Below are 15,852 nucleotides of genomic sequence, written 5' to 3'. Positions count from 1 at the left end.
ATCCATCGTTGACTGAAACTATTAATGTCTGCAGGGCACGCAGACCATGGTTGTACGGTTGTTTTCGCAATATCTGTCGACTTAAGTCCGCAGACGTCTGCCGCTGGGTGTTGGCAAAAAACGGACAGTCTGGCTGGTATAGTCGGCATTCTACACAGTGTTACGAATGGAGCCAAACAGCGGATGGCTGAAACGCCTGACTGCAGCAAAGGGATTCCGTCAGCTGCGATGGATTCAGGCGCCAGATTGGCTCCGGCGGTAACACTTTGTCCGTGTTTAAGGCATAATATGTTGTTGTTATTCACGCCTGCAATCAAACCCTGTAACCCGGGTCTGTAACGCAGGCCAGACTTAGGATAGAGCAATGAGCGCCAAGCCAGAACACTTTCTCGACAGAATTACCGAACTGGACGACAGAACCCGCTATGAGTTCAGCAGTTCCGGTAAAGTTTACGTGCAGGGAAGCCGTGCTGACATTCAGGTGCCGATGCGAGAAATTCGCCAGGCCGACACCCTGACCGAAAAAGGCCGGGAAGTGAACCCGCCGATCCGGGTCTATGATACCTCCGGTCCGTACTCCGATCCGGCCGCGCACGTTGATCTGCGTACCGGGTTGCCGGCGATTCGCGCGCCCTGGATCGAGGAGCGCGGCGACACGGAATTGCTGACCGGCGTCAGTTCCGAATTCGGCCGCCAGCGCCAGAACGATGTGCAGACCGCACACCTGCGCTTTGAGCACCTGCACAAGCCGCGCCGCGCCAAGGCCGGTGCCAATGTGACGCAGCTGCATTACGCGCGCCGGGGCATCATCACGCCGGAAATGGAATTTATTGCCATCCGCGAGAACATGAGTATTGCGCAGATGCGCGAGCAGCAATTGACCGGCAAGGGCGATGTCACCGACCTGGGCTTCCAGCACCCGGGTCAGTCCTTCGGCGCCGCCATTCCGAAAGAGATCACGCCGGAGTTTGTGCGTGAGGAAGTTGCCCGCGGCCGGGCCATCATCCCGATGAACATCAACCACCCGGAAATTGAACCGATGATTATCGGCCGCAACTTCCTGGTGAAAGTGAACGCCAATATCGGTAACTCGGCGGTGACCTCCTCTATCGAAGAAGAAGTCGAGAAACTGGCCTGGTCAGCGCGCTGGGGCGGCGACACCGTGATGGATCTGTCCACCGGCAAGAACATTCACGAAACCCGCGAATGGATCATCCGTAACTCCATGCTGCCCATTGGTACGGTGCCGATTTATCAGGCGCTGGAGAAAGTCGGCGGCGTGGCCGAAGACCTGACCTGGGAAATTTTCCGCGACACATTGATCGAACAGGCCGAGCAGGGTGTGGACTACTTCACAATCCACGCCGGCGTGCTGCTGCGCTACGTGCCACTGACCGCCAAGCGTGTCACCGGCATTGTGTCCCGTGGTGGTTCCATCATGGCGAAGTGGTGTCTGTCGCACCATAAGGAAAGTTTCCTGTACACGCATTTCGAAGACATCTGCGAAATCATGAAAGCCTACGACGTGTCTTTCTCGCTGGGTGACGGTCTGCGTCCCGGCTCCATTGCCGACGCCAACGATGCCGCGCAGTTTGCCGAGCTGGAAACCCTGGGTGAGCTGACCAAGATTGCCTGGAAGCATGACGTGCAGTGCATGATCGAAGGTCCGGGTCACGTGCCCATGCACATGATCAAGGAAAACATGGACAAGCAGCTCGAGGTTTGTGACGAAGCACCGTTCTATACCCTGGGGCCACTGACCACCGATATCGCACCGGGTTACGACCACATTACCTCTGGTATCGGCGCCGCCATGATCGGCTGGTTCGGTTGTGCCATGCTGTGCTACGTGACTCCCAAGGAGCACCTGGGCCTGCCGGACAAGCAGGACGTCAAGGAAGGCCTGATGGCGTACAAGATCGCGGCGCATGCTGCGGATCTGGCCAAAGGTCATCCGGGCGCGCAGTTGCGTGACAATGCACTGTCCAAGGCGCGCTTCGAGTTCCGCTGGGACGACCAGTTCAATCTGGGGCTGGATCCGGACACGGCTCGGGCCTATCACGATGAGACGTTGCCCAAAGAGTCGGGTAAAGTTGCGCACTTCTGTTCCATGTGCGGACCGAAGTTCTGCTCCATGAAGATCAGCCAGGAAGTACGTGACTTCGCCGCTGCCCAGGAAGACGCCAATGGTGTCGGTGTGGTGGATGTCGACGCCGGCATGGAGAAGATGGCCGAGGAGTACAACAAAACCGGCCGCCAGCTCTATCACAAGGTGTGATCAGTTCCGGCCCCGGTATCAGACAATAAATGAACAAGAGTGTTAGAGCATGACGGATATAAAAGCAGACGATTTGAACATCGAGTCCATCGAGACACTGATGACACCGCAACAGCTCAAGGCCGACCTGCCCTTGCAGGGCGAGGCACTGGCGTCGGTGCGCGATGCGCGACAGAGCATTTTTAACATTCTGGACCGCAAGGACCCGCGTCTGTTTGTGGTGGTGGGACCGTGCTCGATTCACGATCCGGAAGCGGCGCTGGATTACGCCAAACGTCTGAAAGTGCTGGCCGACGAGGTCAAAGACACTATTTATCTGGTCATGCGTGTGTACTTCGAAAAGCCGCGGACTTCGGTGGGCTGGAAAGGTCTGATCAACGATCCGTTTATGGATGACACATTCCAGATTGAAGAAGGTCTGCGTATGGGTCGCAAGTTGTTGCTGGATATCGTGGGCATGGGCCTGCCGGCATCAACCGAGGCGTTGGACCCGATTTCTCCGCAGTATCTGCAGGATCTGATTTCCTGGTCGGCGATCGGTGCGCGCACCACCGAATCACAAACCCACCGTGAGATGTCCAGTGGTCTGTCATCGGCCGTGGGCTTCAAGAACGGGACGGACGGTGGTCTGACGGTGGCGGTGAATGCCATGCAGTCGGTCAGTCATCCGCACCGTTTTCTGGGTATCAGCAAGGAAGGTCAGGTCGCCGTGGTGAAGACCAAGGGCAACCCGTACGCGCATGTGGTTCTGCGTGGTGGCAACGCCGGTCCGAACTATGATTCGGTGCACGTGGCACAGGCGGAAGAAGCGTTGACCAAAGGTGGCGTCAACACCAACATCATGATCGATTGCAGCCACGCCAACTCCAACAAGGATCCGTCGATCCAGTCGCTGGTGTTGAAAGACGTGACGCATCAGATCCTGGAAGGCAATCAGTCCATTATTGGTCTGATGCTGGAGAGCAACATCAATTTCGGCAATCAGAAGATCCCCAAGGACCTGAGCGAGCTGCAATACGGCGTATCCGTCACCGATGCCTGCATCGACTGGGCGGAAACCGAACGCAGCATCAGGGAAATGGCTGCCAAACTGAAAGACGTGCTGCCAGCCCGCAAATCCTGAAGGCGTACCATTCGTTCTGGGCGAATGAAACAGCCCTGAGCGAATAAAACAGCCCTGAGCCTGTGTGGTAGCCGGTGAAATACGAAGGACAATAAAGACGCCAACGGCGTCGTCCTGAGTGCTTTACCGGCTGGCGCGCAGGATCAATGCGTCGTCACATCACATATTGCTGACAAAACCCAATGCCACGCCCGGCTCCGTTTCAGCGCGCCCCTGGGCGACCCAGTCCTGTAACCACGGGTCAGCCAGCAGGGTATCGGCATAGTGCTGAGCTTCGGCGCTTAACACCGCACCGTAAGACCGGAAGGCGATCGCCATCGGCGCGAACATGCAGTCGGCGATCGAATAACGGCCAAACAGATACTCTCCACCCGCGCCGTGTTTACGCCGGCAGCAGCTCCAGATCGCATCAATGCGGGCAATCTCATCGGCAATGGCGTCAGACACAAACAGGTCGACATTGGCCTTGCAGTTCATCGGCCAGTCTTTTTTCAGATGCGGAAACTCCGCGTGCATCTCGGCGCACACCGAACGGGCCGTGGCACGCTTGCGCGGGCTGGCGGGCCAGCCTCTACCGTCGAGCATGGCCTCGGAGATATATTCGCAGATAGCCAGCGAATCCCACACCGTGGTTTCATGATGCAACAGCGCCGGTACTTTGAGCGATGGCGACAGCGGGCCGAGTTTTTCCGCGGTATTGCTTTGATACAGGCCGACACTGACTTCTTCAAAAGCAATATCAAAGTGCTTGAGTAACAGCCAGGGCCGCAGGGACCAGGATGAAAAGTTCTTGTTGCCAATGACCAGTCGGGTGCCGCTCATCTGTGTTGTCTCCGCTGTTTGGGCTCTTGTTCGTTGCCTTGTTTGTTGTCCGGTTACTGAATTAGACACGAGGTTTATTGCCACGGCAGGGATAAAGCAGGGCTTTGTCCTGACTAAATATGTCAGAATGGTGGCAACCGGGGTATGACGGTGGTGGCGGGCTTTAAACGTCAGATAATTCAGGTATATTCAGCGCACACAGCCATGGTGTCAGCATGGCAGCTGATGGTAGGGAAGGTGATTTATGGCGCGACGTATTGCGATTGTGGAGGATGAGGCGGCCATCCGGGAGAATTACGCCGATGTGCTGCGCAAGCAGGGCTACGAGGTGCAGACCTTCGCCAATCGTCGTGAGGCGATGAAGTCCTTTGACCTGCGTCTGCCCAATCTGGCGATCATTGATATTGGTCTGGAAAACGAGATTGATGGGGGCTTCACCCTGTGCCAGAGCCTGCGGTCGATGTCGGAAACCCTGCCGATTATTTTTCTGACCGCGCGTGACAACGACTTCGACACCGTCAGCGGCTTGCGCATGGGTGCCGACGATTATCTGACCAAGGATATCAGTCTGCCGCATCTGTCAGCACGCATCGCCGCGCTGTTTCGTCGCCAGGACGCACTGAACCTGCCAACGTCACCGGAGAACCTGTTGCAGCGCGACAAACTGGTGCTCGATATCGGCCGTCTGACCATCCAGTGGGACGGCGCACCGGTACCGCTGACTGTCACCGAGTTCTGGATGGTGCACGCGTTGGTGAAGTTTCCCGGTCACGTCAAAAGCCGTCAGGTGTTGATGCAGGAATCAAAGATCTTTGTTGATGGCAGCACCATTACCTCACACGTCAAACGCATCCGCCGCAAGTTTATCCAGGTCGATGCCGACTTTGACTGCATCGAAACCGTGTACGGCATGGGTTACCGCTGGAACACGCCGGTGACTGCCGACAACTGATCACGGGATCACGCATGGCCGGGGCTTTTAAAAATCCGTTTGGTATCCGCTCGAAACTGGTGTTCCTGTCCAGCTTTTTGCTGGTCATTCCGTGGCTGGGTTACCAGTATATTCTGGAGATGGAAGATTATCTGCGCCGCGGCCAGGAACAGGTGGTACTGGGCACTGCGCGGGCGCTGGCAACAGCGCTGAATGAACGGCCGGAGCTGTTTGACGAAGGCACCTTCAGCCCAACCCGGCGCAGCGAAAACCTGTACGTGTATCCGATTTATTCGCCGCTGTCGCTGGACGATCTGACCCTGGCCGACTGGAGCGACTACCAGCGCTATGAGCTGTCTTATGGCCGTGCCAATACCATCGCCACACAGCTCAATCCGCAAAGTGAATTTTCCCGCTACTACCACAACGATGAGTCGCTGAACTTCAAACTGCTGGTGGGCGAACACAACCGCTATCTGTACGCCTACCTCAAGGTGGTGGATAACAGCATTGTCTATCGCGCCCCCGACAGCCTGAGCATTCATCGCAGCGACTTCCTGCAGGTGTCGATGGTGACCCGCGACAATCAGTTGCAGCGTTATGTGATCTCGCCGCGCGGTCCGGAATTTATATATGCCTACGAGATCGGTGATGACCTGCGCGACATCGGCGCGCTGACCCACGAAGAGCGTATCAGCGGGCAATGGTATGAAACCGAAGACGGCTACATCGTGGAAATGCGCATGCCGCTGACCATGCTGGGCGACAAGATGGGCCTCGCCATTTATGACGTCGACAGCCCGGACGCGCGCAATGTCACTGCGGTGGTGGCGACCTCGGCGGTCAACAATCCCCAGCGTCTGGGTTCGCTGCTGCGCCCGACGCCAGAAATAGACAAGATCGTGGAAGGCATGGGCCATACCAATTCGCGCATACAGGTGGTGGACCGGGGCAGCCGGGTGCTGCTGAGCGTGGGCGATATTCAATCGGCGGGCGGGCTGAGCATTGCGCCGGAACCGGATGTGGAGTCAGGCAACAAGTACTGGCGCTATGTTGAAGACAATATCCTGCACCCGATGTACTACCGGGTACTGACCAAACCTTCCAATGACTTTATCGACGACCTGTACATCGGCAGTACGCTGGCCGGTGCGCACCTGAGCGCGGCGCTTGACGGCCAGCCACGCACCCAGTTCCGCTCCATAGATGAAAACCAGACCCGGATTCTGGAAGCGGCCTATCCCATCTATGCCGAAGGCGAAATCATGGGCGCGGTGGTGGTTGACCAGAACATGAACGGCATCCGCACCTTCCGTAACCAGGCACTGGAAACGCTGTTTAATACCATCCTCGGGGTCATGTTGCTGGTGGCCTTTGGCCTGTTCTTTTTTGCCTCCAGAATTTCCGCCCGCATCCGCGCCCTGCGCAACCAGGCGGAGAACATCATTGATGATAACGGCCGCCTGAAAAACACCATCGTCGCCAGCCGCAACTCCGATGAAATCGGTGACCTGTCGCGCAGTTTCTACAATATCGTCGAGCGTCTGGGGCAGTACACCAACTATCTGGAGAACATGTCGTCGCGGCTGTCGCACGAACTGCGCACGCCGGTGACAGTGGTGCGCTCGTCGCTGGAGAACCTGGGCATGACCGCCCAGGACAAGGAATCGTCGGTGTATATTCAGCGCGCGGAAGAGGGTATCAGTCGCCTGAACCTGATCCTGACCAATATGAGCGAAGCAACCAGACTTGAGCAGATGTTGCAGACGTCAGAGAAAGAGGTGATTGATCTGGAAAAAGTCGTCGCCGGTTGTGTCGAGGGTTACCGGCTGGCGTACCCGGACGCGATTATCAGGGACGATCTGCAGGGGCCGGCGATGATCCATGGGGTGCCCGAGTATATCGCGCAGTTGATGGACAAACTGATCGCCAACGCGGTTGAGTTCAGTTATTACAAAAAGCCCATCACCGTGTTCTGCCGCGCCATCAAGGGCAGGGCGGTGTTGCGGGTGAGCAACTACGGCCCCTACCTGCCGGAAGAAATGAAGGGCCGTCTGTTTGATTCCATGATCTCGGTCCGGCCACAGGAAAAACAGCGCGAACCGCACCTGGGCATGGGGCTGCACATTGCCCGCCTGGTCAGCGAGTTTCACCAGGGCCAGATTCGTGCGGAAAATATCGCCGAGTACGAAGGTGTGGCAATTACTCTGTTGATTCCTTTGCTGCCTGATCCACATCGTTGAGCGATTTTACGCGGATGCGATCCTCCGTTTTCGGTGGCACGTAGTAGTCCGGTGCGTTCTCTTTGACCACCGGCGACGTTTCCGCCCAGGCATGACAGGTGTTGAGCACAAACGGTCGGCCCGCATTGGCTTTGCTGTCTGAGTCCGCCAGTTTGCGGCGATGATTCTGCAGCGGTTTGATAGTCTGAATGGCCACGGTTGCCATCGGGTACAGCAGCTCGGTCAGGTGCGTACAGCCCTGCATGCCGCCGACACGTTCACGAATGACCTTGCGCCAGCCCGGCCCCATGGTGACGCCGATCAGCTGCTTGTATACGGGCGTGATATCGGGGCAGATGGAAAACGGACTGTTGTCGGTAGCGGCCTCAATGTCCTGAATCTGGAATTTGTCGTTGATGGTGACCCGCAGCAGCATTTCATGCAGTGCTTCGCCCGGCTCAATGGTGCCACGCCAGTTATTGCTGAAGGCATAGGTTTTGGTATCGGTCAGGTGTGCCTCGATATCAAACCAGCCGTCCTCGCGCTCGTAGCCGGTGAAGTTGATCTGGCGCGTATGAATATGCTCGCGCTGTACTGCTTGGGTCAATGGCATTAATCTTTCCTCCGCTCAGGGCGGAGGATTATACCATAAAAGCCGGACGCTCGCTCTGTGGCGAGAAGTTCACATATATTCGAAGTGTATCAGCGCGTTGCGAGGTTCGCCGGCGTCGTCGCGCAGATTACTGACCCCCTCGAACATCAGCAAGCGGCGTGATTCCGTGTCATAGCCGATATAAATCGGATCCACAAACCAGCTCACCATGCGCAGCAGGCCGGCAGGTTTGATGACAAAACAGTGCATATCCTGCGCGGGGAAGTTGCACTCATCGTTGTCTGTCTTGCTGATGCTGATAGACACGGTATCCATCCGGGCCGGCACCAGAAAGTCAGTGGTGACACGGCGTCCGTTGGCCAGGCGGTCCCAGTTCTCGCGCACAAAGGGATCGAAGCCGGCATCAATGATCATGCCCTCTTCATAGTCAAATTCTTCGGTCTGTATTTCGTCGCTGTCATGCGGGCGCACCTCCAGCTCTACCACCGGGCCGGGCTCGGGATTCGGGTGGCGGGTGATGATACGCGCCTGATTGCGGTGATCAATCTGCGAAATCGCCGGCGCGGTCGTGGACACTGAATAGTCGACGTCCTTCTCCGCAAAGACCTGATCATTGTCGCGGCGATACTCCACGCGCGTGGTGAGTTCGTGCGTCGGGTCTTCGGCAAAATGGATCTCCCGGTAAAGCACCTGCGACTGATCGGTTGACCAGGCGGTGCCGATGGCCCAGGGCTGGGGTTGCCCGGTCTCCGCAGCAGCTGCGCTGCCGGTCATGCCCAGGGTGCCAATCAATGTCAGAGCGAGCAACGATGTTCGCATAAATTTCTCCGATGTAGCGCCGGTGCGCCGGTTTTACTTTGTTGCTGGTGTTACGTTTTTGCGGTCTTCTGTTTGTTAACGCTGTACAGGTAGATCAGTGTGGGAAATACCACTGCCCACACCAGGCCGACGCTCAGCAGTGCCACCCAGACCGGCTCAACCAGAGTGACGTCAGCCAGCCGCGCGCCACCAAAATAGGAGGTGGGCGCAAACACAAAACCACCCGCGACACACAAGGCCAGCCGGCCATGAAAAAAGCGCAGCGGATAACCCACGGTGGTGCCGAACAGTACCCACAGGCAGGTCAGCCACAGCGGCGGCAGAGGGTTGCCGGTATTGAGCACGCCCATCTGAATAAGCGCCAGATCACACACAAAACCGACTGCCGCGCATTGCAGCAGGAAAATGAATTCCTGTCGTTTGTCTGCCACCACCTTGAGGTGCATCGCGACGACTGCCGCCGTCACCGCCGCGGCAACAACGGAACCGCCCAGCACACAGGCCAGCCACGACAGCTGAAACACCACAGCATTAAACACAATATGCTGGCGCTCTGTCAGGCGCAGCTTGCCTGCGAGCTGGATGGGACGCCCGGTCATTGCTGTCACCTACTGTCCCGCGCTGCCAGGCGGCGTCTGAATACGCGCATGCAGGGGTGCCATGCGATAATCCGGCTTGGCCATGACAATCTGTGCGGTATGAATGACCCGCTCCATGAAACCACCCTGGCAGTACGCCAGGTAATAATCCCACATGCGAATGAAGTCGGTCGCAAACCCCTGTGCCTCAATATCACGGGTGCGTTCCAGAAATGCCTTGCGCCAGCGTTGCAGGGTCATGGCATAGTCACGGGTGATATCTTCCAGGCCGACAATCTGCAGGTCGGTATCGCGCGCGACGTGGCGCGCAATGGCGCTGTTGCTGGGCAGACAGCCACCGGGGAAAATATAACGCTGAATAAAGTCCACGGTGCGTTTGGCGTCTTCATACCGCTGGTCAGATATGGTGATCGCCTGTATCAGCATCAGACCTGATGGCTTGAGCAGGGAGGAACACTTGGCGAAATACGTGGCAAAGTATTCATGACCCACCGCCTCGATCATTTCAATGGATACCAGTTTGTCATACTGGCCTTCGAGATCGCGGTAATCATTAAGCAGCAGTTCAACGCGGTCTTCCAGGCCTTCGTCAATGACGCGTTGGCGGGCATGATTGTACTGCTCGCGTGAGATCGTGGTGGTGGTCACCCGGCAACCGTAGTGTTTGGCCGCGTGAATCGCCATCGAGCCCCAACCGGTGCCGATTTCCAGCAGGTGGTCATCCGGTGTCAGTTGCAGGCGCTCGCAGATATGGCTGAGTTTGTTCAGCGAGGCCTCATGCAGCGTCTGCGTGTCATCGCGGAAAATGGCCGATGAATACATCATGCTGGGATCAAGAAAGGTGGCAAAAAAATCATTGCTCAGGTCATAGTGCGCGGAGATGTTTTTGCGTGAACCCGCCACGGAGTTGCGGTTGCGCCGGTGCAGCAGGGCGTTCATGATGCGGGCGATGCGCGACTTGCCTTTGTCCAGGCCTTTCAGCACCGACATGTTGAGCACCATGATGCGCACCAGCGGCAGCAGATCCGGTGTGTGCCAGTGTTCCTTCATATACGATTCACCGCCACCGATACTGCCGTTAAACACCACGGCCTGATAAAACGCCGGGTCGGTGACCGACAGGTGTGCGGTCAACACGTCCTCGCCGGTTTCGCCGAAGTGATGCACCTCGTGCCCCTCGTCGATGACAATACGGCCTTTGGTGATTTTATGCAGTTGGCGGAACAGCAGGCCGCGTGCCAGTTTCTGCTGGCTGCCGGCCATCGCCATGACATCATTGGCGGTTTTCTGTTTTGCATCGGGCGCCGTACCCAGGTCAAAGTTCTGACCCAGCGCGCCCGTTTGTACCGACCCGGTCTGGCGGTTGCCTGGTGATTTCATGGTGCTGTGATTCTCCTGTCTCATTCCTGTCTTTGCAGTCTTGCGTTTGTACGTTTGTGTGCGTGAATCGGCACCCGCTTCAGCCACAGGCGCAGTGCCTGCCAGTAAATGCCGAGTCCCACTTTGGCTGTCATCAGCGGATACGTCAGCAGAATACGGTTCAGATTGCCGGCGGTGGCCTCCTGTCGTCGCAGTGACAGGCTGGCATTAAACGCCTGCCTGCCAAATTGCCAGTTCTGCAGATTCAGGTTCAGTGTGTCGCCCGGTGTGGTGCTGTGCCAGCGGTACTGCATGTCCATGGGCATAAACGGCGACACATGCAGCTGTTTATCAAACTGGTGCTGACATACATCGCTGTCAGGGTCGCAGGGGATGACGTAAGGGATACTCTCCCCCCACGGGGTATTGGTGACCTCGGCAACAATGAAACGCAGCGTCTGCTGGGTATCAAACACGTAATAACAGGTGATGGGGTTCATCAGGAAACCGAAGTAGCGCAGATTGGTCAGCACCCGAATCGGGCCCGTCACCTGCTCGCCGCTGGCCTCATACACGCGCTGACGCACGGCCTGGTCCAGGTACTCAACGTCCGGGTCCAGATAGTCGCGGCGCCGGAACCAGGCCAGCGCCGGTCCGGTTGCCGACCATAGCCGGCTGCGCGACAGCACCGCAGGCAACTCGTCCAGGTCCAGGTACATCATGAAGACCTGGTAACGAAAATGATGCAGTACCTTGCCCAGGCGCCGGTGGCGCACGGTGCCGGTGTAAATCGCGCTGTGCTCGGCAGGAAAGCGTTTGCTCATGCTGGCTTTTTCCGGCTTTTTTCCCGCTCGCGGCGCTCTTTTTGTCGCTGGCGTGACATCAGCGCGTACCACAGGCCACCGGAAAGCTGTGCCAGTCGCAACATGAAGGTCAGCCGGCGCGGGAAGTTGAGTTCACGCGGACGATGCTTCAGGCCGTGCTGGATGCGTGCTGCCGCGTCGTCAGCCGTCATCAGAAAAGGCATGGGGAAGTCATTGCGCTCGGTCATCGGCGTTTCGACAAAGCCCGGGTTGATGGCGCATACGTCAACAACGTCACTGAAGTCGATGCGCAGTGAATGCATCAGGTAACGGCTGGCGGCCTTGGAGGCCGCATAGGCCTCGGCGCGCGGAAAGCCGATAAAGCCGGCCAGGCTGCACACGCCGGCCAGCACCGGTCGGTGAGGCGCCTTGCGCAGCAGTGGCATCGCCACATTGGTGGTGTTGATCATGCCAAAAAAATTGGCGTCCATGACCCGCCGGAACATGGCAGGCTCCAGGGTCTGGCCCTTGATGTACTCACAGGCGCCGGCATTCATGATCACCAGATCCAGGTGCGGTGTCAGGCCGGCCAGCAGATCGCTGCTGGTCTTGGTGACATCGTCGTCGCTGACATCATAGGTCATGGGGATGATGCGCCCGGCCAGAGGCTCAGCCTCGTCGCGCACGGCATTCAGTTTGTCCAGCGTTCTGCCGCTGACCACAACGGTATGGCCGCCTGCTGCGTAGCGCAGTGCCAGCGCCTTGCCAATACCCGAACCTGCGCCGGTAATCCATATTTGCATGCGGGTTCTCCCTTTCTGCTGTTATTAACGGTTATTTGCTGGCTGCCTCCAGGTCAGGCCGCCAGGCGCCTGTTGATAAACCGGATCAGCGAGCCCAGCACGGGAACATGCCGGTAAACCATGGCACCCAGGTCATAGAAGTCTTCGTGGTAGTAGACCCGGTCGGTAAAGTGAATCAGGGTCACACCTTTAACGTCAACCGGTTTGCCACGGTTGAGGCTGCCGTGACTGAATCGCATCACCCAGGTGATGGTGGCCGTGTGCTCCGACACCTGTTCATCCAGGTAGTTGAAGCTCATGTCGCGGGCGCCATCATACATGCTGCGCAGGTAGTTTTTCAGCGCCAGGCGACCGTTAATGGCATGCACCGGATCGCGGAATTCAACGTCCTGGGTGTAGATGCGGTCGATACCTTCGAGTCCGGCAATATCCGGGCTGCGGTAGAAATCCTTGAAGTCGTTAATCAGCGCGGCCCGCAGGTTCTCGCTCACTGAATTCATTTCGCTCGCCATGGCTGAGTCTCTCTTGTTGGCCGGCCTACTGTAAAAGGTGATCGACAGGTGCGATCGCTCGCGAAGCCGACGGGATTGCCGACCGGCGCTGAACGCGCGTATGCTTGTGCAGGTAGATACGAGTGGGCTATATCGCTGGATCATCAGTACGCACCCGCTGCCAATTTCGGTGATCCTTGTGATCCGTGTCTGCGACCGCCGCGTAAAAGCTACAAATACGCACAAATATCACGGTAAATCAGCCAGGTAGACCGGATTATAAGTGGATAAAAAAGACGATATGGAAACAGCAGCGAGTGTGCACCCGGGCCGCAGTTCAGCCCCGGACCCTTGGGCAGACAACGTTCGGCGTGTCGCGGAAACCCGCGACCGTGCCGCGTTTCAGGAGCTATATCAGCACTATACGCCAATGATTCGGGCGTTCCTGCTGAAAAGCATGGGGGCCGGCGCCAACCGTTCGGAAGCCGAAGAGATCACCCAGGAAGTGCTGATCAAGGTATGGAACAAGGCGGCGTCGTTCAATAGCGGCAAAGCCAGTGTGAATACCTGGATATTCACCATCGCCCGGAACACGCGAATTGATTTTATCCGCCGCAATGAGCGCAATGAGCGCAAAATTGCCATCGAGGATATCTGGCATGAGCCGGAATCACCCGAGCCACTGGTTGATCTGCAGCAGCGCCGCGCCGAGCAGGTGATCAAGCAGGCCATGGCAACCCTGCCAGACGAGCAGGTGCAGGTGTTGTTCAAAGCCTTTATGGAAGGCAAGTCGCACAACGAGGTGGCCGAGGAACTGGGCCTGCCGCTGGGCACCGTGAAGTCACGGATCCGGCTGGCGCTGAACAAGATGCAGATACTGATCGACCGCTAGTCATTAACGAACTTTACACGACATAGAAAGATTCGCCCGATACGGGTTCCAATTTTTTCAGGTATTAATATGGTTTCTTTTCATCCTGACGCAAAATTTCTGACCGACTTTTCTGCCGGCAACCTGCCCCTGTCAGAGGCGATCTGTGTCGCGGCGCATCTGGAGTTCTGCTCCAAATGCCGCAGCCATGTGCAGCAGCTCAGTGATCTGGGTGCCCAGTTGATGAAGCAGCTGGAGCCGCAGGTGGCAGCCACAGACGAGGCCGGCTTTGACCAGCTGATGCAGCGCATCGATGCCGGCGACACGGGCATGCAGGTGACGCCAGCGCCGGCCGTGGCCGCGCGCGTCAGTTCTGCCAATCCGCAGGGCCTGCCCCGGGTGGTACAGAAGCTGGCGGAGGGTGGTCTGCAAAGCCTGAAATGGGCGCAGTTCGGCAAATCCCTGCGCATTGCCCCGATCAAGGTGGACGAAAAATCACGCGAAACCGCGATCTACGACATCAAGGCCGGTGGCTGCATGCCCGAGCACGAACACCGTGGTGAAGAGATCACTGTGTTGCTCAAAGGCAGCTTCTCCGATGCCGATGGCAAATACGTCAAAGGTGACTTTGTTGTGCGCCACGCCGGTGAACGTCACCAGCCCACGGCGACGCTGGACACTGACTGCATCTGTCTGGTGAGTCTGGAGCAGCCGGTGCGTCCCAGTTCCATCTGGTACCGCCTGATGGAGCCATTTGTCAATTATCGCCTGGCCAGTCTGAACAGCTAGGCGCGATACCTAGCACCTGAGCGCTTGCTGCGGCATAATGCCGGGTGACGTCAACATCGTGACGTCAGACAAATAACCCAGCAATCACTGCCGCAGCAGTGACAGGAACCCCCGATGTCCGCTTACCGACCGGTCTACGATCGTCAGGACGTGACGATCGTCAGCCGTGATACCGCATTTGACGGCTTTTTTGCCATTGACCGCATTGTGCTGCGCCACCGCCTGTTTGCCGGCGGCTGGAGCAATGATATCAATCGTGAGCTGTTTCGCCGTGATCAGGCCGGCGGGGTGCTGTTGTACGACCCGGGCGCCGACAAACTGGTGCTGGTGGAGCAATTCCGCGTGGGCCTGCTGGATGCCCTGGATCAAAGCCCGTGGGCACTGGAACTGGTCGCCGGCATTATCGATGACGGCGAATCAGCGCCGGCCATGGCACTGCGCGAAGCCCATGAAGAGGCCGGTCTGCACATCGGTGAACCGCAATTTATCTGCAACTATTTCAACAGCCCCGGTGGCAGCACCGAGCGCATCTCCCTGCTGTATGCCGAAGTTGATGCCGCGCAGGCCAGTGGCATCCACGGCATGGCCGAAGAGAATGAAGATATTCGCGTGGTGGTGCTGAGCTTTGACGAGGCCTGGCAGGCATTTTTGTCCGGCCGCATCAACAACGCCATGGCTATTATTGCGCTGCAATGGCTGCGCCTGAAGCGCGCTGGCATCGACGCCACGGTGGTTGAATAACGTATGGCTGCCATTCTTGACAAGTTCATCGAACGCTCGCGCTATCGCGTCAACCTCGCCGATTACATGCGCACCTGCGACCAGAACTATATTCGTTTACTAACGCTGATCCCTGCACTAGAATCCAATAGATCAAGTGGCAGTGGACGGTTGGATGGAAAGCCCGCATCGGATTCACCAGAGAGTGAGCCGGACGACAAAAAAGAATGGGAGTTCCTGATAGGCTCAAGTGGGTCTGATAGCCCGGGAACTCAAAACCACGCAGGTCGTCCCCCGATCCGGATCAAAGTGACACAACTGGAAGCCTTTGCTTACACCAGCACACTAGAGATCCAGGTACAAAGCGGATTCCCTGCCTGGAGCCCGGCGCCCGTCATTGTGGTAAGGATGTACCACGATGCCAGCACCGCTGAACCGATCAGTTACCAGGGTCACAGACAGATACCTGCCAGGTGCGCCGTTCCCAATGCCGGTATGTACCATCAGGACGAAAAGAGGCAGATAAATGAATTTCTGGCCGAGTGGCTGCGCCTGTGCTTAAGTTCAGGTATCAGTGCACGCGCCGCAGATTTTCTATGCATCGGATGA

General features: G+C 57.5%; 16 protein-coding genes. 8 read left to right on the top strand and 8 right to left on the bottom strand.

Features of this window, described 5'->3' with window-relative positions:
• The first annotated feature begins 364 nt into the window (after window positions 1-364).
• Both thiC and ENH71_RS02265 read left to right on the top strand, forming a co-directional pair.
• Window positions 365-2,278 (top strand): phosphomethylpyrimidine synthase ThiC, encoded by a 1,914-nt coding sequence (gene thiC, locus ENH71_RS02270; protein ID WP_294136741.1) that lies wholly within the window; start codon window positions 365-367, stop codon window positions 2,276-2,278.
• 49 nt (window positions 2,279-2,327) lie between these two features.
• A complete protein-coding gene (locus ENH71_RS02265) occupies window positions 2,328-3,401 on the top strand; it encodes a 3-deoxy-7-phosphoheptulonate synthase (RefSeq protein WP_294136742.1) in 1,074 nt (357 codons plus the stop codon).
• Window positions 3,402-3,560: 159 nt separating this feature from the next.
• Here ENH71_RS02265 and ENH71_RS02260 read toward each other — a convergent pair whose 3' ends face one another.
• The gene (locus ENH71_RS02260; RefSeq protein WP_294136744.1) at window positions 3,561-4,223 is read right to left on the bottom strand and encodes a glutathione S-transferase family protein; all 663 of its coding nucleotides are present in this window, start codon (window positions 4,221-4,223) and stop codon (window positions 3,561-3,563) included.
• A 244-nt stretch (window positions 4,224-4,467) separates the two neighbouring features.
• On the opposite strand from ENH71_RS02260, the gene pdsR reads away from it, so the two are divergent.
• Both pdsR and pdsS read left to right on the top strand, forming a co-directional pair.
• Complete coding sequence (pdsR, locus tag ENH71_RS02255) at window positions 4,468-5,175, top strand: proteobacterial dedicated sortase system response regulator (protein ID WP_294136745.1); 708 nt, start codon at window positions 4,468-4,470, stop codon at window positions 5,173-5,175.
• Between the two features lie 14 nt (window positions 5,176-5,189).
• Window positions 5,190-7,397: a proteobacterial dedicated sortase system histidine kinase gene (gene pdsS / locus ENH71_RS02250; RefSeq protein ID WP_294136747.1), complete on the top strand. Its 2,208-nt coding sequence runs from the start codon at window positions 5,190-5,192 to the stop codon at window positions 7,395-7,397.
• Here the strand turns inward: pdsS and ENH71_RS02245 are convergent.
• From ENH71_RS02245 to ENH71_RS02215, 7 genes are all read right to left on the bottom strand, one after another.
• Window positions 7,357-7,989: a DUF2889 domain-containing protein gene (locus tag ENH71_RS02245; protein WP_294136749.1), complete on the bottom strand. Its 633-nt coding sequence runs from the start codon at window positions 7,987-7,989 to the stop codon at window positions 7,357-7,359. The two genes, pdsS and ENH71_RS02245, sit on opposite strands and share 41 nt — an antisense overlap.
• A 69-nt stretch (window positions 7,990-8,058) precedes the next feature.
• Entirely contained in the window at window positions 8,059-8,808 is a 750-nt protein-coding gene (locus ENH71_RS02240) for a hypothetical protein (protein WP_294136751.1), read from the bottom strand.
• A 50-nt stretch (window positions 8,809-8,858) separates the two neighbouring features.
• Window positions 8,859-9,407, bottom strand: a complete 549-nt coding sequence (locus ENH71_RS02235) for a DUF2878 domain-containing protein (RefSeq protein WP_294137470.1) — start codon at window positions 9,405-9,407, stop codon at window positions 8,859-8,861.
• 9 nt (window positions 9,408-9,416) lie between these two features.
• Window positions 9,417-10,676, bottom strand: coding sequence for a class I SAM-dependent methyltransferase (locus ENH71_RS02230; protein ID WP_414704679.1), 1,260 nt, complete (start codon window positions 10,674-10,676; stop codon window positions 9,417-9,419).
• Between the two features lie 131 nt (window positions 10,677-10,807).
• Window positions 10,808-11,590, bottom strand: a complete 783-nt coding sequence (locus ENH71_RS02225) for a DUF1365 domain-containing protein (protein WP_294130225.1) — start codon at window positions 11,588-11,590, stop codon at window positions 10,808-10,810.
• Window positions 11,587-12,372 carry an SDR family NAD(P)-dependent oxidoreductase gene (locus ENH71_RS02220; RefSeq protein ID WP_294130226.1) on the bottom strand — a complete coding sequence of 262 codons (786 nt, stop codon included), beginning with the start codon at window positions 12,370-12,372 and terminating at the stop codon, window positions 11,587-11,589. The genes ENH71_RS02225 and ENH71_RS02220 overlap by 4 nt, the downstream gene beginning before the upstream one ends.
• Before the next feature lie 53 nt (window positions 12,373-12,425).
• Window positions 12,426-12,884 (bottom strand): nuclear transport factor 2 family protein, encoded by a 459-nt coding sequence (locus ENH71_RS02215; protein ID WP_294130228.1) that lies wholly within the window; start codon window positions 12,882-12,884, stop codon window positions 12,426-12,428.
• Between the two features lie 262 nt (window positions 12,885-13,146).
• On the opposite strand from ENH71_RS02215, the gene ENH71_RS02210 reads away from it, so the two are divergent.
• From ENH71_RS02210 to ENH71_RS02195, 4 genes are all read left to right on the top strand, one after another.
• Window positions 13,147-13,755, top strand: coding sequence for a sigma-70 family RNA polymerase sigma factor (locus tag ENH71_RS02210; protein WP_294130230.1), 609 nt, complete (start codon window positions 13,147-13,149; stop codon window positions 13,753-13,755).
• Window positions 13,756-13,824: 69 nt separating this feature from the next.
• On the top strand, window positions 13,825-14,523 hold the full coding sequence (locus ENH71_RS02205; RefSeq protein WP_294130232.1) for a ChrR family anti-sigma-E factor: 699 nt from the start codon (window positions 13,825-13,827) through the stop codon (window positions 14,521-14,523).
• Window positions 14,524-14,637: 114 nt separating this feature from the next.
• Window positions 14,638-15,264, top strand: a complete 627-nt coding sequence (locus ENH71_RS02200) for an NUDIX domain-containing protein (RefSeq protein WP_294130234.1) — start codon at window positions 14,638-14,640, stop codon at window positions 15,262-15,264.
• Between the two features lie 3 nt (window positions 15,265-15,267).
• Window positions 15,268-15,852, top strand: a complete 585-nt coding sequence (locus tag ENH71_RS02195; protein WP_294130236.1) for a DUF1249 domain-containing protein — start codon at window positions 15,268-15,270, stop codon at window positions 15,850-15,852.

The sequence above is a fragment of the Pseudohongiella sp. genome (assembly GCF_011050365.1).
Lineage (GTDB): Bacteria > Pseudomonadota > Gammaproteobacteria > Pseudomonadales > Pseudohongiellaceae > Pseudohongiella.
Note: the sequence above shows the minus strand (reverse complement) of the source record. Positions and strands in the feature narration are given on the sequence as shown.

Coding starts and splice junctions, on each gene's coding strand:
- thiC (WP_294136741.1), top strand. CDS start 365: ATGAGCGCCAAGCCAGAACACTTTCTCGACAGAATTACCGAACTGGAC.
- pdsS (WP_294136747.1), top strand. CDS start 5,190: ATGGCCGGGGCTTTTAAAAATCCGTTTGGTATCCGCTCGAAACTGGTG.
- ENH71_RS02230 (WP_414704679.1), bottom strand. CDS start 10,676: ATGGCGATGGCCGGCAGCCAGCAGAAACTGGCACGCGGCCTGCTGTTC.
- ENH71_RS02245 (WP_294136749.1), bottom strand. CDS start 7,989: ATGCCATTGACCCAAGCAGTACAGCGCGAGCATATTCATACGCGCCAG.
- pdsR (WP_294136745.1), top strand. CDS start 4,468: ATGGCGCGACGTATTGCGATTGTGGAGGATGAGGCGGCCATCCGGGAG.
- ENH71_RS02220 (WP_294130226.1), bottom strand. CDS start 12,372: ATGCAAATATGGATTACCGGCGCAGGTTCGGGTATTGGCAAGGCGCTG.
- ENH71_RS02195 (WP_294130236.1), top strand. CDS start 15,268: ATGGCTGCCATTCTTGACAAGTTCATCGAACGCTCGCGCTATCGCGTC.
- ENH71_RS02215 (WP_294130228.1), bottom strand. CDS start 12,884: ATGGCGAGCGAAATGAATTCAGTGAGCGAGAACCTGCGGGCCGCGCTG.
- ENH71_RS02200 (WP_294130234.1), top strand. CDS start 14,638: ATGTCCGCTTACCGACCGGTCTACGATCGTCAGGACGTGACGATCGTC.
- ENH71_RS02240 (WP_294136751.1), bottom strand. CDS start 8,808: ATGCGAACATCGTTGCTCGCTCTGACATTGATTGGCACCCTGGGCATG.
- ENH71_RS02260 (WP_294136744.1), bottom strand. CDS start 4,223: ATGAGCGGCACCCGACTGGTCATTGGCAACAAGAACTTTTCATCCTGG.
- ENH71_RS02205 (WP_294130232.1), top strand. CDS start 13,825: ATGGTTTCTTTTCATCCTGACGCAAAATTTCTGACCGACTTTTCTGCC.
- ENH71_RS02225 (WP_294130225.1), bottom strand. CDS start 11,590: ATGAGCAAACGCTTTCCTGCCGAGCACAGCGCGATTTACACCGGCACC.
- ENH71_RS02235 (WP_294137470.1), bottom strand. CDS start 9,407: ATGACCGGGCGTCCCATCCAGCTCGCAGGCAAGCTGCGCCTGACAGAG.
- ENH71_RS02265 (WP_294136742.1), top strand. CDS start 2,328: ATGACGGATATAAAAGCAGACGATTTGAACATCGAGTCCATCGAGACA.